The organism is Bacillus sp. YBsi01 (assembly GCF_038406745.1).
GTDB classification, from domain to species: Bacteria; Bacillota; Bacilli; order Bacillales; family Bacillaceae; genus Bacillus; species Bacillus siamensis.
The window spans coordinates 701373-723493 of record NZ_CP151679.1 but is presented as its reverse complement, the minus strand read 5'-3'; the positions used below and the strand labels follow the sequence as shown (position 1 = coordinate 723493).

Below are 22121 nucleotides of genomic sequence, written 5' to 3'. Positions count from 1 at the left end.
TCCTCTCCGAAGGGCTTTTAAATGGTATCATATAATGCATTGAAGTTGCAATGAAAAGCTATATCGTTTTCGAAATAGTTTGAATAGTTTCAATTGCGCGTTTAGCGTATTCTTCATTTCGTTCTTTTTTGTTTTTAATTTTAACAGGCAGTTCTTTTAACAGCCCAAAGTTTGCATTCATCGGCTGGAAGTTCTTCTGGTTCGTCGTCGTAATGTAATGAGCCATGCTTCCGATCGCCGTCTCCTGAGGGAATGTCACAAGGTCCTGACCGAGCACAAGTTTGGCCGCATTGATTCCCGCCACAAGGCCTGAAGCAGCAGATTCAACATAACCTTCTACGCCGGTCATTTGGCCTGCGAAAAACAGGTCGTTCCGCTGTTTAAATTGATATGTCGGATTCAAGAGGCTAGGCGAGTTGATAAATGTGTTTCTGTGCATGACGCCGTATCTGACGATGTCAACATTTTCAAGTCCGGGGATCAGTTTAAGCACTTCTTTTTGGTCTCCCCATTTTAAATGTGTCTGAAAACCTACAATATTATATAGCGTTCCGGCCGCGTCATCCTGTCTGAGCTGCACGACTGCATAAGGCCGCTTGCCTGTTTTAGGATCTTCCAGCCCGACCGGTTTCATCGGTCCGAACAGCATCGTTTTCTTGCCTCTTTTCGCCATGACTTCAATCGGCATGCAGCCTTCAAAGAAAATTTCTTTCTCGAATTCTTTTAACGGAACCGTCTCAGCCGTCGTCAGCGCTTCATAGAAACGGTCAAACTCTTCTTCTGTCATCGGGCAGTTTAAGTATGCCGCTTCTCCCTTGTCATAACGGGATTTTAAGTACACTTTATCCATATCAAGGCTGTCTTTTTCAACAATCGGCGCCGCCGCGTCATAAAAATACAGGTACTCTTCTCCGGTGAGTTCTTTCAGCTGCTGTGAAAGCGATTCTGACGTAAGCGGTCCGGTCGCAATAACTGTCGGGCCTTCCGGAATCTCTGTTACTTCCTCAGTAAGTACCGTTACGTTCGGATGGTTTTTCACGAGATCCGTCACGCTTTGCGCAAATTCATGACGGTCAACGGCAAGCGCTCCCCCTGCCGGAACCGAACATTTATCAGCAGATTGAATGATTGCTGAGTCAAGCGCCCGCATTTCTTCCTTTAATACGCCTACCGCATTGGCAAGCGTATTTGAACGGAGGGAGTTGCTGCATACCAGTTCGGCAAATTTATCAGTATGATGGGCTGCCGTCTGCTTTACGGGCCGCATTTCATATAGTTTTACTTGAATTCCTCGTTTTGCAAGCTGCCATGCCGCTTCACTTCCGGCAAGGCCTGCTCCGATTACATTAACTGTTTGCTGGTTCATTTCTTTTCATCTCCTGTTGTTTGTTGCTTCCACACAAAGAAGGTGAGCAAGGCTCTGCTCACCGCTACTTCTGTGGTTCTTCCTTATAATCGCATTCGACGCATTGGACTTGTATGCCTTTTTTAAGCTTTTTCTCTACGAGCATATTTTCACATTTCGGGCATTTTCGTTCAATCGGTTTATCCCAAGATACGAAGTCACAGTCAGGATAACGGTCACAGCCGTAAAAGACGCGTTTCTTTTTTGATTTTCGTTCGACAATGTTTCCTTCATGACACTTAGGACATTTCACGCCGATTTGTTTAACAATCGGTTTTGTATTCCGGCAGTCAGGGAAGTTGGAGCACGCCATGAATTTGCCGTACCGGCCCATTTTATAAACCATCCGGGAGCCGCATAACTCGCAATCTTCGTCGGCGTATTCAGGTTCAATTTCCACTTCTTTCATTTCGGCTTCCGCTTTTTTCACACGCTTTTCGAAATCGGAATAGAAGCTGTCAATGATTTGAACCCATTCTGTCTGACCGTCTTCAACATGGTCAAGGTCTCTTTCCATTTTTGCCGTGAATTCAACGTTAATGATTTCCGGGAAAAACTCCATGATGAGATCCAGTACAATCTGTCCGAGCTCAGTCGGCACAAACCGTTTATTGTCTAATGCCACGTAACCGCGCCGCTGGATGGTGTCAAGAGTCGGCGCATATGTGGAAGGACGGCCGATACCGAGTTCTTCAAGCGTTTTAACCAAGCGCGCCTCTGTGTAACGCGGCGGCGGCTGAGTAAAGTGCTGCTCGGGCTCAATATCTTTCGACAAAACCGTGTCTCCCTCTTTAAGGTCCGGAAGCATGCGGTCTTTTTCTTCCAGCTGATCGTCTTTACCCTCTACATAGACTTTCATGAAGCCGGCGAATTTGACTTTACTTCCGTTTGCCCGGAATGTCAATCCGTTATTGCTGAGATCGACACTCATCGTATCCAGAACGGCTGGCGCCATCTGACTTGCAACAAAGCGCTCCCAAATCAGCTTGTATAATCTGAGCTGGTCTCTGCCAAGCACCGCTTTTAAATCGGCAGGTTTTCTGAGTACTGAAGTCGGGCGGATCGCTTCGTGAGCATCTTGAGCGTTTTCATTTTTCTTTGCCGGTTTCCGTTTTCCCGCTAAGTACTCTTTTCCGTACGCCTGATCAATAAAAGCTGACGCCTCTTCAACGGCTGTGTTGGAAATCCTCGTTGAGTCCGTTCTCATATACGTGATGAGTCCGACTGTACCTTCTTTACCGAGATCAATTCCTTCATATAATTGCTGAGCGATCATCATCGTTTTCTTCGCTCTGAAATTCAGCTTTCTTGCAGCCTCCTGCTGCAGGGTGGACGTTGTAAACGGCAGAGCGGGATTTCGTTTCCGCTCTTTTTTCGTAACCTTGTCTACTGTATACTTATTGCCTTTCAGCTCAGCAAGAACGGCTTTTACGTCTTCTTCACTTTTTAAAGGAAGCTTTTTGCCGTTTTTTCCGAAAAAGCCGGCTTCAAACGTCTCTTTTCCTTTTAGAAATGAGCCGGTAATCGTCCAGTACTCTTCAGGTTTAAAGTCGTTGATTTCCTTTTCCCGGTCAATGATGATCCGGAGCGCAACGGATTGCACGCGGCCCGCACTGAGGCCTTTTTTTACTTTTTTCCAAAGAATCGGGCTGATTTTGTATCCGACGAGCCGATCTAATATGCGGCGCGCCTGCTGCGCATCCACAAGATCCATGTTAATCATGCGCGGATGTTTAAATGATTCTTTAATGGCGTCTTTTGTTATTTCATTAAAGACGACCCGGCAGTCAGAGTTGAGATCCAGATCAAGACTGTGCGCGAGATGCCATGCAATCGCTTCCCCTTCTCTGTCGGGGTCGGCCGCGAGATAGACTTTTTTTGCTTTCTTTGCCGCTGTTTTTAATTCTTTTAAAACAGGGCCTTTTCCGCGGATCGTAATATATTTCGGTTCAAAGTTCTGTTCGATGTCAACTCCCATTTGACTTTTTGGAAGATCCCGGACATGTCCCATTGAAGCTTTAACTTTATATTTCTTTCCTAAATAACGTTCAATCGTTTTCGCCTTTGCCGGCGATTCCACGATGACTAGATAATCAGACATTTTCATCCCCCTCAAGAGGTGTTCTCTCTCTTTTCAAGTATCAATTCATTTTAGAGCTGCCTTTTTATGGCTTTCAACATTTCATTCTTTATGATGAACGTCATTTTATACATGAAAATAATGTGCAACTTTAAATCCTCACTATTATTAAATATTACAATACCGTTTGTCAAACGATATTTCAAAAGGGTTCCGTATACTGAACGCCTCGGGCGGTCAGCTCTCCGTCAATATCCTCTGCGCACAATACAGCTTTCGCCCCTTCTTGAATGAGTTTTATAGGTCCTCCGGAATATGGATTAAATATGGAACCGGGAACGGCAAATACCTCTCTCCCTTGATCGAGGGCCTGATAAGCTGTGATTAATGAACCGCTTTTTTCTTTTCCCTGCACGACTACAATTCCTTCACTTAATCCGCTGATTATACGGTTTCTCATCGGAAAGTGCCACTTTTTCGGCTTTGTTTCAGGAGGATGTTCTGAGAGTAGGAGGTGGTGTTCAGCCATGTATTCTGCTAACAGGAGATTTTCCCGGGGATAAATGTGATGGAATCCGCCGGCTATCACGCCGATCGTAAGCCCTTTTGCCCTGATGCTCGCCTTATGAGACAATCCGTCTATGCCGGATGCAAGCCCGCTTACGATGACCCAGCCTTTTTTTGAGAGTTCGGCGGTAAGATGCCCAACCGCTTTTATTCCGTCGTCCGTCGGTTTCCGCGTGCCTACAATCCCAATTTTTCGGCCTTTTCCAAGAAGCTGCGTGTTCCCTTTTGCAAACAAGACAGCCGGCGGATCATAAATCGTTTTAAGCCATGAAGGATAGCGGCTTGATGAAATCGGGATGACTGTAATGCCTTCGCGGCGGTAATCGGACAGAACTTCATCGAGTTCCGAATCCTTGCGCTCTATTTCTCGAAAAATGGCTTTCGGTGCTGTTTTCCCTTCTGATAAAACGGTTAATGGATGCGGATCCCGTAAAAAAGACAGGGAGTGATCAGCTTTCCACCATTTTAATAGAAGAGACGGGGAAATAATTTGATTGATACTGCAGACCATTAAACAGCGCGATGCTTGATCCAAATCTGGCAACCTCCTCTTTTTTTCACAGTAAAAACAGGAACAGCCGTTACGGCTGCCCCTGCTTCGGTCAGTGCGTTTTGCACGTTTCAAATAAGCCTTTTTCTTTTAACACCTTAATCAGCGTTTCGCCCATTACAGAAGGGGTTTCCGCCACTTCAATCCCGCAGGCGTTCATCGTTTTGACTTTTTCTTCTGCCGTGCCTTTTCCTCCGGAGATGATGGCGCCCGCATGGCCCATGCGTTTTCCCGGAGGAGCGGTTTTACCGCCGATAAAGCCGACAACAGGCTTCGTCATGTTTGCTTTCACCCACTCAGCCGCTTCCTCTTCAGCTGTGCCGCCGATTTCTCCGATCATGATGACGGCATGTGTTTCAGGATCTTCATTGAACGCTTTTAACACGTCAATAAAGTTCGTGCCGTTGACCGGGTCACCGCCGATTCCTACAGCGGTAGATTGGCCTACGCCGGCTTCTGAAAGCTGATGGACGGCCTCGTATGTCAATGTTCCCGAACGGGATACAACGCCTACATGCCCCTTCTTATGAATGTATCCCGGCATAATGCCGATTTTGCATTCTTCAGGCGTAATAACACCAGGGCAGTTCGGCCCTATTAATCTCGTTTTCTTGCCTTCCATAAAGCGCTTCACTTTCACCATGTCCAAAACCGGGATGTGCTCAGTGATACAAATGACAAGATCAATTTCCGCGTCAACCGCTTCCATAATTGCGTCCGCGGCAAATGGAGCCGGCACGTAAATGACTGACGCATCAGCGCCCGTTGTATGAACCGCTTCTGCGACCGTATTGAATACCGGTACGCCTTCCGCCTCCGTTCCGCCTTTACCAGGTGTTACACCGCCAACGATATTCGTGCCGTATTCCAGCATCTGCTTTGTATGAAATAAAGCGGTAGAACCTGTAATCCCCTGTACAATAACTCTCGTATCTTTATTGATAAAAACACTCATTATCTGGTCCCCTGCCTTTCATTCTTTCCTAAACTAAGGATACGATTTTCTGCGCGCCGTCTGCCATTGATTCCGCAGATGTAATGTTTAAGCCTGATTCATTCAGGATTTTCTTTCCTAAATCTACGTTTGTCCCTTCAAGGCGCACGACCAGCGGCAATGTCAATCCGACTTGTCTCGTCGCTTCAACAACGCCCTCGGCGATGACATCACACTTCATGATGCCTCCGAAAATATTTACGAAAATTCCTTTTACGTTTTGATCGGAAAGAATGATTTTAAAAGCTTCCGTTACTTTTTCAGCGGTTGCGCCGCCCCCGACATCCAGGAAGTTTGCAGGTTCTCCGCCGTAGTGTTTAATGATATCCATTGTAGACATCGCAAGACCCGCGCCGTTTACCATACAGCCGATATTTCCATCAAGGGAAATGTAGCTCAGATCGTATTTTGACGCTTCGATTTCTTTCGGATCTTCTTCGTCTAAATCTCTGTATTCCATAATATCTTTTTGTCTGTATAACGCATTGCTGTCAAAGTTCAGCTTAGCATCAAGCGCCATGACGTTTCCGTCTCCCGTGACGACGAGAGGGTTGATCTCGGCGATGGAGCAGTCCTTCTCAACAAATGCTTTATATAAACCGAGCATAAATTTAGCGGCTTTGCCGACAAGCTCTTTCGGGATGTTAATTGCGAATGCAATTTCCCTTGCCTGATAGCCTTGAAGGCCGACAGCCGGATCAATAACCGCTTTTTTAATTTTTTCAGGTGTTTTTTCCGCTACTTCTTCAATCTCCGTTCCGCCTTCTTCAGACGCCATTAAAACGATTCTTGAAGTGGCGCGGTCAAGTACAAGCCCGACATAGTATTCCTTTTTAATATCGCAGCCTTCTTCAATAAGTAAGCGTTTTATTACTTGTCCGTCCGGACCCGTTTGATGGGTGACGAGCGTCTTGCCTAACAGTTCTTCTGCATACCCCTTCACTTCATCTATTGTTTTTGCAATCTTTACCCCACCAGCTTTGCCGCGGCCGCCAGCATGGATTTGCGCCTTTACGACATAAACCGAGCTTGACAGGCTCTCTGCTTTTTCAACTGCTTCCTCTGCTGTAAAAGCCACTTTACCTTCAGGAACAGACACCCCGTATTTTCTGAGGACTTCTTTTCCCTGGTACTCATGGATATTCATTTCCCATCCTCCTAACTTATGTAGCAAAACTAAAAATAGACTGCGCTTTCATTCTATATAATACTGGAAGAATTGTCTAGGGTTCAAAACAAAATCTTTATATCCTTCCGAACATTCTAACTTTTATTTTATTGAAAATATAAATTTATACGGAGTCCGGGAAATGAATGTTCCTTATTTTTCGTTTTTCAGGCTTTCATCCAGTCGGTAAACAAATGAAAAAATTTCAGCAACGGTCTCATAAAGCGCTTCCGGTATCTGATCGTCGACCGTTAAATGGCGCATTAATTCGACAAGGGTTCTGTCTTCCTGAATAGGAACCCCCGCCTTCTCAGCTTCTTTTATGATATTTTCTGCGACATGCCCCCTGCCTGTTGCGACAACCTTTGGGGCTTGGTCTTTCTGCCGGTCGTAATGCAGGGCGACAGCTCTTCTTAACGGCGTTTGCTCTTTCATATTTTCACATCCACTTTTCGTCCGCCGTCTTTTTCTATAAACTCTTCCACAAGAGCGCTCTGGTCTTTCGGTCGCCGCTTTTTAGCCGTAACGCCCGACAGACTGAATCCCGTTTCTTTTACAGCCTCTTTTAAAGCCGGTACGAGAGGGTCGATGGCCGCCTGAAGCTCAAAATCGGTCTCAACCGTAATCGTCATTACATTTTGCTGAATCATACAGTCCACGACGGTTTCTTGCAGCGTTTCAAGGTGCAGCAAAAACAGGAGCCTGCAATGTGAGGGATCGAGTTTTCCGTCCGGCTCCTTCCGTCCTTTAAAGAGAACTGTGATGTCATTCTCATACGCGGACGCTCCCAGCGGAAATGACAGCACCATCTGCGTAAAAGATGGATTCTGCTGCTCAATAAACAGCTGTCCGTTTAATTTATGAATGAGCGGTTCTGCCTCTTGTTTAACGGATTGGGGCGCGTCTTGAAGCGTCCGGACGGCTTGGAGAGCCGTTTTCAGCGCTTGTTTCTCCGGCTGCGGAGCCGCGCCTTTTTCAAGCGCTGTAATGAATGATAATTCATCACGGGTGCCCAGCCCTTTTTTGATTCTTTGCAAAAGGCTTAATACGTCATGTTTTTCCGCATATTTCAGTTCAGTAAGCTGAACGGCTTTTTCGAAAACAGCCGCCTCCTGTTCTGTCAGATGTACGTTTTGGAGAACAGATGCTGTTTTGGATGTTTTATCTTGAGAAATGAAAGCCTTGATGATGTCCGCCGTTTCTTTTACGGGACGGTTTTCATTCTTTTCGGCTGATGTCATTAATTTTTCGATAAGCTGTCTTGCCGCTTTTTCAGGCAGCTCCGTATCTGTCCGGGCACGCGGAGGAGAAGGGCGGCTTGTGGCTGCCTTTACGTTTTCACGAGTCTCTCGGACAATTGGTGATTGTTTTAATTCCGTCCGTTCCCCTTTATCCATCGGCCCGGTTTCTGAAATCGGCATGCGTGCGGCCTCGGCAAGCTTCTTCAAGAGGCGCTCTGCATGAAGATCCGTTTCCGCGTCTAACACGTCAGAAACCGCCTCTTGAAGCGCGGACAGCTCTTTTGCCGATTGCGGAGCCTGATTGATTGCCTGAAGCAGTCCGGAAAGAAGGCGGCGGGTCGGAACCGGATATTTAACGGCATGAATGGCTGACAAGACTTCAGGGTGCGCGGGCAGTTCCCTTTTCAGCGCAAATACGATTGTTTCTGCCGCCTTTTTCGCTTCGGCGGCCGGAAGCGATTCAGCCCAGCGGATGCAGGCTTTGAGGCTGTTTTCCGTCATTGGCAGCTTCTGCTGCATAAACGTTTCGGCAATCTGCAGAGATACCGGGTTCGGTTTGACGAAAAGAGCGTTTAACAGTCTTCCCGCCGCTTCCTGAACGGTTTTCGGGCTTCCATCAAATTGGTCAACAACATGAAGCCGGCCTATTTTTTCCGCCGGCTGTCTGTCATAAGAAAACCAGTAATATGCCTGAGGACGGAGGGCGGTTTCAAGCTTTCCCTGCATCGTCCGGCCGCCGATTTGGATAAGCGCGCTTTGATCGTCCAGCAAACGGAGAACCTTCCCTAACAGCAGTCTTTTTTCGCCGCTGTCTTTACCGCCGTCTTGCCGATCCTGAGAGATTTCCGCCGTCAGCTGTCTGAAAGCCGCTTGGATTTCGCCGCTTATGTTCATGTCTTAAGCCTCTTTTCTAACAATAAGATTGAACGGGAGCGAATGTTTTTCGGTGAATAGTTGTCGGTCCGTATGCCTGAAGAGCTTCAAGATGTTCTTTCGTTCCGTAGCCCTTATTTTTTTCAAAGCCGTACATGGGATAGGTTTTGGCGTATTCCGCCATGAGACGGTCCCGCGTTACTTTAGCAATGCAGGCTCCGGCGGCAATTGACACGCTTTTGGCATCCCCTTTTATAACAGATGACTGCGGAATGTCAAGCGGAAGCGTCATGGCATCTGCAAGCAGATAATCAGGTGTTTCCGTTAAAGCATTGACCGCTTTTACCATCGCGAGTCTCGCGGCCTCATAAATGTTGATCCGGTCAATGACATCCGCATGGACAATGCCTACTCCTATCGCTGTGGCTTCTTCCGTAATCCGATCGTAATACTCCCCGAGCTTCTTTTCCGACAGTTTCTTCGAGTCCGTGAGCCCGAGAATCTCGCATTCTGCCGGCAAAATGACAGCACCTGCGACAACCGGTCCGGCAAGCGGCCCTCTTCCCGCTTCGTCAACGCCTGCAATCAGGCGGAAACCTTTTTTGTATGAGAGCCTTTCGTATGCCGTCATGTTCAGCCACTGCTCTTTAAGGGCTTTTTCCTTCGCGTGTTTCTTCAGCCATTGCTCTAAAAGCGTCTGTACGCTTTTTCTCGGATCTTTTTCACATTGGGCAAGGAAGGGGTCTCTTTCATCTTTGACCTCTTGCAGGCGTTCTTTTACGCTTTTTACGGTTAATGTATTCACGTTCTCTTCTCCCTTACATTATGTATATCGGTATTCTGCGGAAAAAATAAAGACCCGCATCGCTGCGCGTCTTTATTCTGATGGTGTTTCAAATGAAAGCCTGCCGAACTTTTCCGTCCGGATGTCCCGGATGATGACTTCTGTCGTTTTATCGTAGTCAATCAGTCCGCCGCCCATTAAACAGCCGCGTTTTTCACCGATCGCGTCAAAAAGAGCGGCGATATCCTCAGGGATTTCCTGAAGTCCGTAACGCTCCTTTAGGCGGTCTGGATAATGCTCTTCCAGAAAGCGCAGCCCGAAAACGGCCACATCCTGCAGGTTGATAATGGAATCTTTAATCGCCCCGGTGATCGCCAGGCGCAAACCGACAAGCTCGTCTTCAAATTTAGGCCATAAAATCCCCGGTGTATCGAGCAGCTCTAATTCCTTGCCTACCTTTACCCACTGCTGGGAAGTGGTAATGCCGGGCCTGTCTCCCGTCTTGGCAATGTTTTTTTTGGCCAGACGGTTGATGAGCGTAGATTTCCCGACGTTCGGAATGCCGATGATTAATGCGCGGATCGCTCTTGGCTTAATGCCTTTTGCTTTCATTTTATCGAACTTATCTTTCAGCAGTTCTTTCGAGGACGGCACGATTTGATGCAGCCCCTGTCCGTTAACGGAGTTTATTGAAAGAGAGGGAATCCCCTGTCCCTGAAAGTGATCCTTCCATTGGGCCGTTACAGCCGCATCGGCCTTATCGGCTTTATTTAAAAGCATAATGCGCGGCTTATTTTTTAAAATTTCCTCAATCATCGGGTTTCTCGATGACATCGGTATTCTCGCATCCACCAATTCGTAGACGATATCAATTAACTTCAGTTTTTCTGTTACTTCCCGTCTCGCTTTAGCCATATGGCCCGGGAACCATTGAATGGTCATGTGACTTCGACACCTGCCTTATTTGCCGGAACTGTATGTCCCGGTGATCTCTTATGTATTTTACGTTGCTTGTTCCGCTTTTACAAATGTCATATAAAAAAAGAGCCTGTTACGGGTAACAAGCTCTTTTCGTTCGTTATCATTATCGTCTGATTTCTTTAATACGAGCCGCTTTTCCGCGAAGTTCACGCAGGTAGTAAAGCTTAGCGCGACGTACTTTACCGTAACGTACAACTTCGATTTTCGCGATTTTTGGTGTGTGTACAGGGAATGTACGTTCAACGCCAACACCGTAAGAAATCTTACGAACTGTGAACGTTTCGCTGATTCCACCACCACGACGCTTGATCACAACACCTTCGAAGATCTGGATACGCTCACGGTTACCCTCAACAACTTTTACGTGTACACGTAAAGTGTCACCAGGACGGAACGCAGGAAGATCAGTGCGAAGCTGTTCTTTTGTGATATCTTGAATTAGTTTTTGCATCGTTTTCAACTCCTTCCAACAGATGCTCTTAGCCACAACTGCAAGGCACAGCGGAACATCGTTTTCAAGCTTTTGAAGGATAAGCCTTCTTAAGCCACAAGTAGTATCTTATCATATCTTCATTGCCTGCGCAATAGAATCTATTCGTTTTCCCACTCGGAAATCCATTTTCTTTGCTCATCGGTGAGAGGATAGTTTTCAAGAAGATCCGGACGTCTTAAAAAGGTTCTTCTGATTGATTCTTTATTGCGCCATTCTTTTATTTTGGCATGGTTGCCGGACAGAAGCGTCTGAGGCACTTTTAAGCCTTTATAATCTGCAGGCCTTGTATAATGCGGATGCTCTAAAAGCCCCGTGCTGAAGGAATCCTCCACGTGGGATGCTTCTTTTCCGAGGACGCCCGGCAAAAGCCTGACAACACTGTCGGCAATCATCATGGCAGGGAGCTCTCCACCTGTCAGCACAAAATCCCCGATGGAGATTTCATCCGTGACAAGGTGTTCCCGGATTCGTTCATCATACCCTTCATAATGTCCGCAAATAAACATCAGATGTTCCTCTTCCGCCAGCTCCTCGGCTTTCTTCTGCGTATAACGTTCACCTTGCGGGCAGACGAGAATAATGCGCGGCTTGGCATCCGTACCGGCTGTCAGCTTTTCAACAGCATCAAACACAGGCTGCGGCTTTAACACCATCCCGGCTCCCCCGCCGTACGGGTAATCATCAACCGTTTGGTGTTTATTATCCGAAAAAGCCCGGAAATTGATGACGTCAAAACGGACAGCCTCTTTTTCCTGTGCTTTTTGCAGGATGGATGAGCCGAGAACCCCTTGAAACATCTCGGGAAACAGTGTTAAAAAGTCGATTTTCATTCGTCTATTAACCCTTCCATTACATGAATCTTAATTTTCTTCTCATTTATATTAATATCCTTGACCACAGAAGCGATATACGGAATGAGCGCATCTTTTTTCCCTTTTCTTGCAACCACCCATACGTCATTAGCTCCGGGCGTCAAGATTTCCTTCACTGTGCCGATCAGTTCTCCGTCCTCTGATACCACTTCGCAGCCGATGATTTCATGAAAATAAAATTCATCTTCTTCAAGCTCTCCCAAGTCTTCTTCAGGGACTTTGATTACCATGTTTCTTAGGTGTTCGACTTCATTGAGACTCGGCATTTCTTTGAATTGCAGCAGATGAAACTGCTTGTGAAGCCTGTGGGTGCTGACCGTTACTTTGATTGGCTCAGCAGCTCCTTCCGCAAACAAATAGAGCGTATTGCCGGGCTTGTACCGTTCTTCGGCAAAGTCCGTTTTAGAAATGACCCGCACTTCGCCTTTAATGCCGTGGGTATTTACAATTTTGCCTACATTAAACCATCTGTTTGTCATATTATCACCTCGGGCGAATTTCAATTACTACCCCGTCTTTTATGACGATGGTATTTGCCGCTGTTTTTTCATGCCAGTTATCACCGACGTTGATTGAAAGCAGCGCATCGATCTCCTTTTCCTTCACTTCGCTTCCGAGCGGGAGCGAATGTGTCTGGCTTATTTGGAAATCGATCATTTTGATTTTGTCTTGTCTTTTTTCAATGGCTTTTTTAAAAGATTCCGCCACATCGGGATTCTGCGGATCTTTTTCATGTTTTCTAAGCTGAAAATAGAGCTGGCTGCATTCTCGTTCAAGCGTTTGCTTTTTTTCTGCAAAAGAGGCCAAAAGCTTTTCCTTGCTTTGCTCGGTCAGAACCTGCATAACGGTTACCCTGTGAATAATCTGCATAGGACCAGACTCCCCACTCTTCCAACATATTTCTGTTCATTTGCCTTTTTTACGTGTAAAAAAAGGGGAGGTGCCGGCCCTCTCCCTTTCAGTCAAATATTTCAAATTGAACTTTCTTAGAAGACTGTGCGCCAGCTGCAAAAACGACGGTTCGAATCGCTCTTGCAGTCCGGCCTTGCTTTCCGATAATTTTACCGGTATCTGACTTATTGACAGATAAGCGCAGCGCAATCTTTTGATCGGTCTCTTCTTTTGTGACCGTTATGTCTTCCGGATGGTCGACAAGCGGAGCCACAATGCTGACAATCAAATCTTCCAAGTTCTGATCAGTCATTACTTGCCTTGTTTAGCGTTGTGGAATTTTTCCATAATTCCTTGGCTTGAGAACAAGTTGCGGACTGTATCAGAAGGTTTAGCTCCTGTTTGCAGCCATTTAAGAGCAAGCTCTTCGTTGATTTTCACTTCAGCCGGCTTTGCAACCGGGTTGTATGTTCCGACTGTTTCGATGAAACGGCCGTCACGCGGTGAACGAGAATCTGCTACAACAATACGATAGAAAGGAGATTTTTTTGCTCCCATACGTTTTAAACGAATTTTTACTGCCATTTTACTAGCACCTCCGAAAATATTTCAACAAGATAGTATATTAACAATGATAAAAGTGTTTGTAAAGTGTTTTTTCTTAACAACGGTTTTATCATGTATAACCGATTACATAAAAGGTAGTTTAAAGCCTTTTTTCTTCCCTTTTGACATGTTGGTCATCTGCTTCATCATTTTTTTCATTTCCTCAAACTGCTTTAAAAGACGGTTGACTTCCTGAACGGATGTTCCGCTTCCTTTGGCAATCCGCTTCCGCCGGCTGGCGTTAATGATATCCGGTTGTTCTTTTTCAAGAACGGTCATTGATTTAATGATCGCTTCCACATGATTCAGCTGTTTTTCATCGACTTGGATGTTTTTTAAGCCTTTCATTTTGCCTGCGCCGGGCATCATTTGCAGCAGTTCGTCAAGAGGCCCCATGTTTCGGACCTGGCCGAGCTGCTCAAGAAAATCATCCAATGTGAAGCTCATCGTTCTCATTTTCTGCTCAAGCTCTTTGGCTTTGTCTTCATCAACTGTCGCCTGAGCTTTTTCAATCAGGGTTAACACGTCACCCATTCCGAGAATCCGGGATGCCATACGCTCGGGATGGAACGCTTCTAAAGCGTCGAGTTTTTCTCCCATTCCGGCGAATTTAATCGGCGTTTCAGTGACTGCACGGATAGAAAGCGCCGCACCTCCGCGGGTATCCCCGTCAAGCTTTGTTAAAACGACGCCCGTTAAACCGAGCTGGTCATTAAAGCTTTTGGCGACGTTCACCGCATCCTGACCGGTCATTGAGTCGACGACAAGGAAAATTTCTTCAGGGTTTGCGACTTCCTTTACGCCGGAGAGCTCATCCATCAGTTCGTGATCGATGTGCAGCCGTCCGGCGGTATCTAAAATCACATAATCATGATGCTCTTCCTTCGCTTTTTCAATCGCCTGTCTGGCAATTTCCACCGGGCTGACCTGATCGCCAAGCGAAAAGACCGGCATATCAAGCTGTTTCCCCAGTGTTTCCAGCTGCTTAATCGCAGCGGGACGGTAAATATCTGCAGCCACGAGCAGCGGTTTGCGGTTATGTTTTTTGCGCAGCAGGTTGGCGAGCTTCCCCGTGGTTGTCGTTTTACCGGCACCTTGGAGCCCGACCATCATAATAACGGTCGGCGGGCGTTTGGCGACGGCAATTTTGCTTTCTTCGCCGCCCATCAGCTCGGTAAGCTCTTCTTTTACGACTTTAATAACCTGCTGACCGGGTGTCAGACTCTGCATGACGTCCTGTCCGACAGCCCGTTCACTTACTTTTTTCACAAAATCCTTTACGACTTTAAAGTTAACGTCAGCCTCAAGAAGCGCAAGACGAACTTCACGCATCATCTCTTTTACGTCTTGTTCGCTGACTTTTCCTTTTCCGCGGATTTTTGAAATCGTCTTTTGCAGTCGGTCGGCTAATCCTTCAAATGCCATTGTTTGCCGCCTCCTAATCTAATTTCTCAAGCGCTTCAATCAGAGCCGTCATTTTTTCCTCTTCCTGCAAGCCGGAAGCAAGCTCTTTCAGCTTTGTAAACATTTCTTTACGCTCCTGAAACTTTTTAAAAAGGAGCAGTTTTTCTTCATATTGTTCAAGCATCGCTTCAGTCCGTTTGATGTTATCGTAAACGGCTTGCCTTGAAACGTCATACTCTTCGGCTATTTCACCAAGGGAGAAATCGTCCAGATAATAAAGCGACATATAGCTCTTTTGTTTTGACGTCAGCAACGACTGATAGAAGTCAAACAAATAGTTCATTCTCGTCGTTTTTTCGAGCGACATTTGAGCTCTCCCCTTTGTTAAGTCAAATCCCTTTACAAAAACATAGTTTACATGGTTTCAGAGCGTGTGTCAAGTTTTTATCTTGTCAAAGCATGAGGCTCTTTTTACATAATCAGTTTTTAAAAAAATTCGTATAGACCGCCGTTAAAATACTCGAATTCTTGTTTTGATACACGATAGCGGCAATAGCCTTCGTAAAAAGCATTGAGCCATGCTTCATTTGTGACAAAATGACGGATCGCTAATGATTCATCATATCGCGGATCTCCCGCCGATATTCCCGCAGCATCGATAAACAGACAGACCTCTCCGTCTTTCACCAGCACATTATCAGTCGTGCAGTCACCGTGAATCATTGTCTGCTGAACAGGAACAGGTCTGTACCGGTCCAAGTCCTTCAAAAGCTCTGCACTTCCTTCAGCCTGTCCTTTTTTGACATATTCCCCGGCTCGTTTGATTTGCAGATCGAGCCAGTCTGTTTCCGGCTGTAAACCAGGGACCATTTCGGTTTCATGCAGCCGCTGCAGAAACTGGCCGAAACTTTTGATCAGCTTTTTCTTTTCAGTATCCCCTTTTGCTTTTCTTAAAGCAGAAGTGAGGGTGATTCCATCCTCAAATGACATGACGATATGGCTGGCATGCTGTTCCTGTATCATCCCATAATAAATAGGAACAGGCAGACGACGAGTTTCCGTCAGTTGTTGTAAAACGAAGGCTTCTCTCATTAACCATTCCCGATACTTCTGTTGAAAAGAACTTTTCAGCAAAAATGCGTCTTGGCCGGTCACTATTTTCCGAACGGTTGAAGTGCCTCCCTGTTCATCCAGCAGCGACATATGGTTTATCGCGCCGATCTTCCTTTCCAATTCAGCTTTCAGCCATTTGTCCAACAACTGCCCCCTCCATTCCGATCTATCAATGCGTATAAAAAAACGAGTATAAAATGGAAAGTTTTATACTCGTTTTTTATTCATTAATCCTCGGCTTTTTCAACTAAATCAGAAAAGAGACCGTATACGTAAGATTCTGCATCAAACCGCTGGAGATCGTCAACCTTTTCTCCGAGGCCGACCAATTTCACGGGGATATGAAGCTCATTGCGGATCGCCAGGACGATACCGCCTTTTGCGGTGCCGTCAAGCTTCGTTAATGCGATACCCGTCACATTCGTCGCTTTGGAGAATTCTTTCGCCTGCGCCATCGCATTCTGACCTGTCGTCGCGTCAAGCGCAAGGAGAACCTCATGCGGAGCCTCAGGCACTTCGCGTTCGATGACGCGTTTGACTTTTTCAAGCTCTTTCATTAAGTTTACTTTATTCTGAAGGCGGCCGGCCGTATCACAAATCAGCACATCCGCGCCTCTTGCTTTAGCCGCGTGTACAGCATCATAAATAACCGCCGCAGGGTCGCTTCCGGCAGCCTGCTTAATGACAGGCACGCCTGTACGCTCCCCCCACACTTCAAGCTGTTCAATCGCCCCGGCTCTGAAGGTGTCTCCGGCAGCGAGCACAACCGATTTGCCTTCATTCTTCAGCTTATGGGCAAGCTTTCCGATCGTTGTCGTTTTTCCGACGCCGTTTACGCCGACAAGCAGAATAACGTTTAAGCGCCCGTCCTGAATATTCAGTTCAGAAATCTGTTCGTCGCCACTGTTATAAATGTCGACGAGTTTTTCAGAAATGACGGACTGCACTTCCTGAGGGTCCTGGATGTTTTTCAGCTTCACTTCTTTTTTGAGCTCGTCGATCAGTTCCATGACCGTTGTGAAACCGACGTCAGCGCTAATCAGCACTTCCTCAAGCTCTTCGAAGAAATCTTCGTCGACTTTCCGGTAGCGTGAGACGAGCTCGTTCACTTTATTTGAGAAGGAATTTCTTGTTTTTTCGAGACCGTCTTTAAATTTTTCAGAGACGGAGTCTGTCTGTTTCGTGATTTTCTCTTTTAATTTTTTAAAAAAGCTCATCTTTCAACCTCTTTCCTCGTTACTGAACGAATTCTTTTGTTTCTTCCAGTTTGACTGAAACCATTCGGGAAACGCCGGATTCCTGCATCGTCACACCGTAGAGGACATCCGCTTCTTCCATGGTGCCTTTTCTGTGGGTGATGACGATAAACTGGCTGTCGCCGCTGTATTTTTTTAAGTATTGCGCAAACCTGAATACATTGGCTTCATCAAGCGCAGCTTCCACTTCATCAAGCACGCAGAACGGAACGGGCCTTACTTTCAAAATGGAGAATAAAAGGGCAATGGCGGTCAGCGCCCGTTCTCCCCCTGACAAAAGATTTAAGTTTTGCAGTTTTTTGCCCGGAGGCTGGGCGATAATGTCCACCCCTGAGTTGAGAAGGTCATTCGGATCGGTCAGCTTCAGTTCAGCGCGCCCTCCTCCGAACAAGGAACGGAACACGTCGTTGAATTGAGAACGGATCTGGATAAATGTTTCATGGAACCGCTTCGTCATTTCGGAATCCATTTCTTCAATGACTTGGAACAGTGTATTTTTCGCATCCGTCAGATCATTTTTCTGCTCCGTTAAAAACTGATACCGTTCGTTCACTCTTTCAAATTCATCGATGCTGCCGAGATTGACCGTTCCGAGCTCTTCAATTGAAAGCTTGATCAGTTTGACCCGTTTTCTCGCCTCTTCAGGCTCGAGTTCGAGGTGATATTGTTCTTTTGCCCCTTCAAAGGATAAGCTGTACTCCTCACGTAAATATTGCAAGAGGTTATCAAGCTCAACTTCCATCCGGCCGAGTTTTACCTCTTCATCTTTCAGAATTTCTGTTTTTTGCCTGTACAGACGCTTCATCTCTTTCAGCTCAAGCTCGTTCGTATCAAGCGCCCTCTGAAGTTTCACACGCTGATCGCGCCGGCTGGCGATCAATTCGATCGTTCTCGTTTTATCGTGAAGCTTATGATGGGCTGCTTCTTCAAGCTGCTCCTCACCGCTTGTGCTGGACGTCATCTCTGAGGTCAGGAGGCTTAAATCTTCCCGTGTTTCTTTCAGGGCGAGCTGCGTTTCTTCAAGCTCTTTTTTCAGCCTTTTGAGGTTGTCTTCCTCACTCGAGCACGCCTGTTCTTTTTTCGCCGCGGCCACTTTACATTCCGTCAGTTCATGAGATAGCGTTTCTTTTGTTGAGGATAGGGTCTGCTTTTGTTTTGTCAGCCTGTCCATCTCTTCCTCAAGCTCTTTCAGCTGGCCGGATGCCTCACTCAGCTGTTCTTCCAATGCTGATTTTCGCGCCTCTTTTTCCCGGCTGCTTTCCGTCAGTGATGCTTTCTCCTGATCGTAAAGCTCCAGATGGGTATTGATGTTCTTTTCGGCGACTTCGAGTTCATACAGCCTGCCTTTTACATCCTGCTGCTTTGTTCTGAAAGCCTCACCGTCTTCACGGAGACCGTTCAGCGTATGTTCAAGCTCTTGAATGGCTTGTTTCAGCGATTTGACCTCTTTTTCGAGGCTAGCTGTTTTTTCTTCCATTTCGGCGAGCCGCGCAGTCACCGTCTCAAGCTCACGGCTTCTGCCGAGCAGAGAATTGTTTTTCTTTTTGACTGCGCCGCCTGTCATTGATCCGCCTGGATTGACGACATCGCCTTCAAGCGTCACGATGCGGTAGCGGTGCCCGACAAGCTTGGCAAGTTCATTCGCACCTTTTAAATCTTCAGTGATCAGCACGGTGCCGAGAAGGTTTTCAATGACATTCCGATACGCCGCATCATACGTGACAAGCCCGCTCGCTGCGCCGAGAAAAGACGGATGCTTCGAAGCCGTCTGTTCATCACGGGTTTGGAGCTGGCGCGGTTTCATGACCGTAAGCGGCAGAAACGTCGCGCGGCCGAAGGAATTCTGTTTTAAATATTGAATCGCTTTCCGCGCCGCCTGCTCATCGTCTGTGACAACGTGCTGCGCCGCCGCGCCGAGTGCAATCTCGATCGCCGTTTCATATTTTTGTTCAGTGGAAATCAGTTCGAGAACGGCGCCGCGGATGCCGCCAAGCTGCTCCTTCTGCTTCAGTACTTCTTTTACGCCTTGGTAAAACCCTGAAAAATCGCCTTGCATCGTTTCAAGCATATCTTTTTTGGATCTGGCCTGCTGTACAAATTGATACGCCTGATACAGGGCTGATTCTTTCTTTTCATACTGGCGTTTTTTCTGTTCATATGCGGTCTGGACTTCGCGAAAGCGGCCGACCTGATTGTCAATATCAGCTTCAACTGCGGCCAGTTCTTCTTCGCATGCCGCTTTGCGGACGGAAATATCATTTCGTTCCTGAAGATATTTTTCATTGTTTGCGGTCAGTCTCGCCTGCTGGACGGCAGATTGGGACATCTGGTCATCTAAAAGCTGCAGCTCGTTGCGGATCGACGCCTGACTGTTTAACAATTCGAAGTAATCGCTTTTTAATTGTTCGATTTTCTCTTCGACGTTTTCATTATGAAGGCTGAGCGCCTGCTGCTTTTCTTTCACCTGGGCATTTAACCGCTTCACTTCGGCACGCAGCTTATCAAAGACGGCAGACTGTTTTTCAATAGCCGATTTCAGTTCTGCTTCCTTCTTTGTGTAATGTGTGACCGATTCCTCAAGCTGTTCCCGGTTTTGCGCGGCGTTTTTTTTGCGCTCTTTCAGCACTTCTTTCCGGCCTTCCAGCTTTTCAAGCTCTTCACTTGTCACGAGCAGAACCTGCTGCAGCTCGTTGACGGATTCGTCGAGCGCGTGGATTTTATCTCTCGTCTCTTCTATCGCCGCTTCTTTAGCGGAGATCGCCGACGATTCCGCCAATTCTTCTTCTTTAGCAGCCTGCACCTTGTCTTTTAAACCCGACCATTTGCCATGCAGTTCTTCGATATCAAAGGCGGTAAGGGCGATTTCGACGTGCTCAAGCTCTTTCTTTTTTTCTAAGTAGTCTTTGGCGATTGATGCCTGGATTTTCAGCGGTTCGACCTGATCTTCGAGCTCGTGAAGAATATCTTCCACCCTGTTTAAGTTATCCTGCGTCTCAAACAGTTTGTTTTCCGCTTTTTTCTTTCGTGTTTTATATTTCAGCACGCCGGCAGCTTCTTCAAAAATACTGCGGCGGTCTTCCGCTTTGCTGCTTAAAATCTCTTCGACTTTCCCCTGGCTGATAATGGAAAACGCTTCTTTCCCGAGCCCGGAGTCCATAAATAAGTCAATGATGTCTTTCAGGCGGCAATGCTGATTATTGATGAGAAATTCACTTTCTCCGGAACGGTAAACCCGTCTCGTCACGCTGACTTCGTGATAATCGATCGGGAGAAAATGATCTTCATTATCAAGCGTTAACGTGACTTCCGCAAGGTTAAGCCGCTTGCGTGAATCACTTCCGGCAAAAATGATATCTTCCATTTTCCCGCCCCGAAGCGAGCGGGCTGATTGTTCGCCGAGCACCCAGCGGATGGCTTCGGTTATGTTGCTCTTTCCGCTGCCGTTCGGACCGACAACGGCAGTGACGCCTTTTACAAAGTCAACGGATATCCGTTCTGCAAATGATTTAAATCCTATAACGTCTAAACGTTTGAGGAACATCCCAGATCCTCCTTATCGTATAAGTATCTCAATATTATCATAATCCCCCGCTTATATCAGGCGCAGACATATTGAAATCCCCCTAGGGATACAGGGGGATTTTATTGTTTCGTATGGTGTTTTTGCAATTTTGCAAGAGCTTCCTGTGCCGCGTGCTGCTCGGCTTCTTTTTTGGAACGTCCGTTCCCGATGCCGAGCGCCTCACCTTTAAGAGAGACAAGCGCCTCGAATTCCCGGTTGTGGGCAGGTCCTTTTTCATTGAGAATTTTGTACTCAAGCGATCCTTTTCCGTCCCGCTGCACAAATTCTTGAAGCTGGCTTTTGAAATCCATCACATGAGAAAAAGCACCATCGTTTATTTTAGGGAACACGTACTCTTTCAGGAATTGCTGAACCGGCTCAAGGCCCTGATCCAGATACAGTGCGCCGATAAACGCTTCAAACACATCCGCTAAAAGCGCAGGACGCTTTCTGCCGCCCGTCATTTCTTCTCCTTTACCCAAAAGAACAAGATCGCCGAATGACAATTCGTGGGCAAGGGAGACGAGTGACGGCTCGCATACGATAGCGGCTCTCAGCTTCGTCAAATCTCCTTCACTCATGGCCGGATATTTGGCAAATAAGAATTGGGAGATCGTCAGTTCCAAAACAGCGTCACCTAAAAATTCAAGCCTTTCATTGTCTTCATACGGCTTTTTCCGATGCTCATTCACATAAGATGAATGTGTAAATGCTTGATACAAAAGTTTCTCGTTTTGAAAATGAACCGAAATCCGTTCTTGGAACTCTTTAAATTGCTCTATTTTTTTATAGAACTTTTTTTTATCTTTAAAATGTGAGTGTTTTGACATAGTAACCTCCATAGGCACATCAGGTTCACCGCGCTTCCCGCCGTAAACGGAATCGGCAGCGCGTACAGCGTCAGACGCCGGTAACCGAACGGTTAAAGGGCTAAAGCCCCGCTGTCAGGCGGGACTTTTAGCATCAGCTTATTGCTGGTTTTGTATGTAGTTCACAGCGTCGCCGACTGTTGCAATCTTTTCAGCATCTTCGTCAGAAATCTCCATATCAAACTCGTCTTCAAGTTCCATAACAAGCTCAACTACATCTAGGGAATCAGCACCTAAGTCTTCCTTGAAAGAAGCTTCAAGTTTGACGTCAGCTTCATCAACGCCAAGGCGGTCTACGATGATTTTCGTTACACGCTCTAATGTATCTGCCATAGCAATTCACCTCCCCTCAAGTATTATAGAGGATTCGTTTTTAAAAAACTAGAGAAACTAGGATGAAATTTTAAAAACA

The 22121-nt window shown here is 46.6% G+C and carries 22 protein-coding genes; all 22 read right to left on the bottom strand.

What is annotated here, in order from left to right:
* Positions 1-58: 58 nt before the first annotated feature.
* The 22 genes from trmFO to acpP all read right to left on the bottom strand — a co-directional run bounded on the left by trmFO (position 59) and on the right by acpP (position 22042).
* Positions 59-1366 carry an FADH(2)-oxidizing methylenetetrahydrofolate--tRNA-(uracil(54)-C(5))-methyltransferase TrmFO gene (trmFO, locus tag AADZ70_RS04015; protein WP_016936130.1) on the bottom strand — a complete coding sequence of 436 codons (1308 nt, stop codon included), beginning with the start codon at positions 1364-1366 and terminating at the stop codon, positions 59-61.
* Between the two features lie 64 nt (positions 1367-1430).
* Positions 1431-3506, bottom strand: coding sequence for a type I DNA topoisomerase (gene topA, locus AADZ70_RS04010; protein ID WP_045926121.1), 2076 nt, complete (start codon positions 3504-3506; stop codon positions 1431-1433).
* Positions 3507-3687: 181 nt separating this feature from the next.
* Entirely contained in the window at positions 3688-4587 is a 900-nt protein-coding gene (dprA, locus tag AADZ70_RS04005) for a DNA-processing protein DprA (RefSeq protein ID WP_342007754.1), read from the bottom strand.
* Between the two features lie 67 nt (positions 4588-4654).
* A complete protein-coding gene (gene sucD / locus AADZ70_RS04000; RefSeq protein ID WP_003154281.1) occupies positions 4655-5557 on the bottom strand; it encodes a succinate--CoA ligase subunit alpha in 903 nt (300 codons plus the stop codon).
* 28 nt (positions 5558-5585) lie between these two features.
* The gene (gene sucC / locus AADZ70_RS03995; protein ID WP_016936134.1) at positions 5586-6743 is read right to left on the bottom strand and encodes an ADP-forming succinate--CoA ligase subunit beta; all 1158 of its coding nucleotides are present in this window, start codon (positions 6741-6743) and stop codon (positions 5586-5588) included.
* A 174-nt stretch (positions 6744-6917) separates the two neighbouring features.
* Complete coding sequence (locus AADZ70_RS03990; protein WP_016936135.1) at positions 6918-7199, bottom strand: FlhB-like flagellar biosynthesis protein; 282 nt, start codon at positions 7197-7199, stop codon at positions 6918-6920.
* Positions 7196-8899, bottom strand: coding sequence for a glycosyl transferase (locus AADZ70_RS03985; protein WP_342007753.1), 1704 nt, complete (start codon positions 8897-8899; stop codon positions 7196-7198). Before AADZ70_RS03985 ends, AADZ70_RS03990 begins: the two co-directional genes overlap by 4 nt.
* 16 nt (positions 8900-8915) lie before the next feature.
* Positions 8916-9683 (bottom strand): ribonuclease HII, encoded by a 768-nt coding sequence (locus AADZ70_RS03980; RefSeq protein ID WP_342007752.1) that lies wholly within the window; start codon positions 9681-9683, stop codon positions 8916-8918.
* Between the two features lie 72 nt (positions 9684-9755).
* Positions 9756-10604, bottom strand: a complete 849-nt coding sequence (gene ylqF, locus AADZ70_RS03975; protein ID WP_047475028.1) for a ribosome biogenesis GTPase YlqF — start codon at positions 10602-10604, stop codon at positions 9756-9758.
* A gap of 142 nt (positions 10605-10746) precedes the next feature.
* Positions 10747-11094, bottom strand: coding sequence for a 50S ribosomal protein L19 (gene rplS / locus AADZ70_RS03970; RefSeq protein WP_003154288.1), 348 nt, complete (start codon positions 11092-11094; stop codon positions 10747-10749).
* Positions 11095-11234: 140 nt separating this feature from the next.
* Positions 11235-11966, bottom strand: a complete 732-nt coding sequence (gene trmD / locus AADZ70_RS03965) for a tRNA (guanosine(37)-N1)-methyltransferase TrmD (RefSeq protein ID WP_047475031.1) — start codon at positions 11964-11966, stop codon at positions 11235-11237.
* On the bottom strand, positions 11963-12487 hold the full coding sequence (gene rimM, locus AADZ70_RS03960; protein ID WP_016936140.1) for a ribosome maturation factor RimM: 525 nt from the start codon (positions 12485-12487) through the stop codon (positions 11963-11965). The genes trmD and rimM overlap by 4 nt, the downstream gene beginning before the upstream one ends.
* A gap of 4 nt (positions 12488-12491) precedes the next feature.
* The gene (locus AADZ70_RS03955; RefSeq protein WP_060962806.1) at positions 12492-12878 is read right to left on the bottom strand and encodes a YlqD family protein; all 387 of its coding nucleotides are present in this window, start codon (positions 12876-12878) and stop codon (positions 12492-12494) included.
* An 88-nt stretch (positions 12879-12966) separates the two neighbouring features.
* Positions 12967-13212 (bottom strand): KH domain-containing protein, encoded by a 246-nt coding sequence (locus AADZ70_RS03950; protein WP_007611392.1) that lies wholly within the window; start codon positions 13210-13212, stop codon positions 12967-12969.
* The gene (gene rpsP, locus AADZ70_RS03945) at positions 13212-13484 is read right to left on the bottom strand and encodes a 30S ribosomal protein S16 (protein ID WP_003154296.1); all 273 of its coding nucleotides are present in this window, start codon (positions 13482-13484) and stop codon (positions 13212-13214) included. Before rpsP ends, AADZ70_RS03950 begins: the two co-directional genes overlap by 1 nt.
* Before the next feature lie 105 nt (positions 13485-13589).
* On the bottom strand, positions 13590-14930 hold the full coding sequence (gene ffh / locus AADZ70_RS03940) for a signal recognition particle protein (RefSeq protein WP_016936142.1): 1341 nt from the start codon (positions 14928-14930) through the stop codon (positions 13590-13592).
* A gap of 13 nt (positions 14931-14943) precedes the next feature.
* Complete coding sequence (locus AADZ70_RS03935) at positions 14944-15276, bottom strand: putative DNA-binding protein (RefSeq protein ID WP_003154299.1); 333 nt, start codon at positions 15274-15276, stop codon at positions 14944-14946.
* Between the two features lie 119 nt (positions 15277-15395).
* Positions 15396-16166: an aminoglycoside phosphotransferase family protein gene (locus tag AADZ70_RS03930; protein WP_342007751.1), complete on the bottom strand. Its 771-nt coding sequence runs from the start codon at positions 16164-16166 to the stop codon at positions 15396-15398.
* Between the two features lie 83 nt (positions 16167-16249).
* A complete protein-coding gene (gene ftsY, locus AADZ70_RS03925) occupies positions 16250-17239 on the bottom strand; it encodes a signal recognition particle-docking protein FtsY (protein ID WP_047475039.1) in 990 nt (329 codons plus the stop codon).
* 19 nt (positions 17240-17258) lie between these two features.
* Complete coding sequence (gene smc, locus AADZ70_RS03920) at positions 17259-20819, bottom strand: chromosome segregation protein SMC (protein ID WP_342007750.1); 3561 nt, start codon at positions 20817-20819, stop codon at positions 17259-17261.
* Between the two features lie 101 nt (positions 20820-20920).
* Positions 20921-21670 carry a ribonuclease III gene (gene rncS, locus AADZ70_RS03915; RefSeq protein ID WP_003154303.1) on the bottom strand — a complete coding sequence of 250 codons (750 nt, stop codon included), beginning with the start codon at positions 21668-21670 and terminating at the stop codon, positions 20921-20923.
* Between the two features lie 138 nt (positions 21671-21808).
* On the bottom strand, positions 21809-22042 hold the full coding sequence (acpP, locus tag AADZ70_RS03910; protein WP_003154310.1) for an acyl carrier protein: 234 nt from the start codon (positions 22040-22042) through the stop codon (positions 21809-21811).
* Between the last annotated feature and the right edge of the window lie 79 nt (positions 22043-22121).

Bases quoted from the DNA above. Each gene is read 5' to 3' on its own strand.
- trmFO (WP_016936130.1), bottom strand. From the start codon at position 1,366: ATGAACCAGCAAACAGTTAATGTAATCGGAGCAGGCCTTGCCGGAAGT.
- smc (WP_342007750.1), bottom strand. From the start codon at position 20,819: ATGTTCCTCAAACGTTTAGACGTTATAGGATTTAAATCATTTGCAGAA.
- AADZ70_RS03985 (WP_342007753.1), bottom strand. From the start codon at position 8,899: ATGAACATAAGCGGCGAAATCCAAGCGGCTTTCAGACAGCTGACGGCG.
- rpsP (WP_003154296.1), bottom strand. From the start codon at position 13,484: ATGGCAGTAAAAATTCGTTTAAAACGTATGGGAGCAAAAAAATCTCCT.
- AADZ70_RS03950 (WP_007611392.1), bottom strand. From the start codon at position 13,212: ATGACTGATCAGAACTTGGAAGATTTGATTGTCAGCATTGTGGCTCCG.
- acpP (WP_003154310.1), bottom strand. From the start codon at position 22,042: ATGGCAGATACATTAGAGCGTGTAACGAAAATCATCGTAGACCGCCTT.
- ylqF (WP_047475028.1), bottom strand. From the start codon at position 10,604: ATGACCATTCAATGGTTCCCGGGCCATATGGCTAAAGCGAGACGGGAA.
- trmD (WP_047475031.1), bottom strand. From the start codon at position 11,966: ATGAAAATCGACTTTTTAACACTGTTTCCCGAGATGTTTCAAGGGGTT.
- ftsY (WP_047475039.1), bottom strand. From the start codon at position 17,239: ATGAGCTTTTTTAAAAAATTAAAAGAGAAAATCACGAAACAGACAGAC.
- AADZ70_RS03955 (WP_060962806.1), bottom strand. From the start codon at position 12,878: ATGCAGATTATTCACAGGGTAACCGTTATGCAGGTTCTGACCGAGCAA.
- topA (WP_045926121.1), bottom strand. From the start codon at position 3,506: ATGTCTGATTATCTAGTCATCGTGGAATCGCCGGCAAAGGCGAAAACG.
- AADZ70_RS03935 (WP_003154299.1), bottom strand. From the start codon at position 15,276: ATGTCGCTCGAAAAAACGACGAGAATGAACTATTTGTTTGACTTCTAT.
- rncS (WP_003154303.1), bottom strand. From the start codon at position 21,670: ATGTCAAAACACTCACATTTTAAAGATAAAAAAAAGTTCTATAAAAAA.
- AADZ70_RS03990 (WP_016936135.1), bottom strand. From the start codon at position 7,199: ATGAAAGAGCAAACGCCGTTAAGAAGAGCTGTCGCCCTGCATTACGAC.
- rplS (WP_003154288.1), bottom strand. From the start codon at position 11,094: ATGCAAAAACTAATTCAAGATATCACAAAAGAACAGCTTCGCACTGAT.
- sucD (WP_003154281.1), bottom strand. From the start codon at position 5,557: ATGAGTGTTTTTATCAATAAAGATACGAGAGTTATTGTACAGGGGATT.
- sucC (WP_016936134.1), bottom strand. From the start codon at position 6,743: ATGAATATCCATGAGTACCAGGGAAAAGAAGTCCTCAGAAAATACGGG.
- ffh (WP_016936142.1), bottom strand. From the start codon at position 14,930: ATGGCATTTGAAGGATTAGCCGACCGACTGCAAAAGACGATTTCAAAA.
- rimM (WP_016936140.1), bottom strand. From the start codon at position 12,487: ATGACAAACAGATGGTTTAATGTAGGCAAAATTGTAAATACCCACGGC.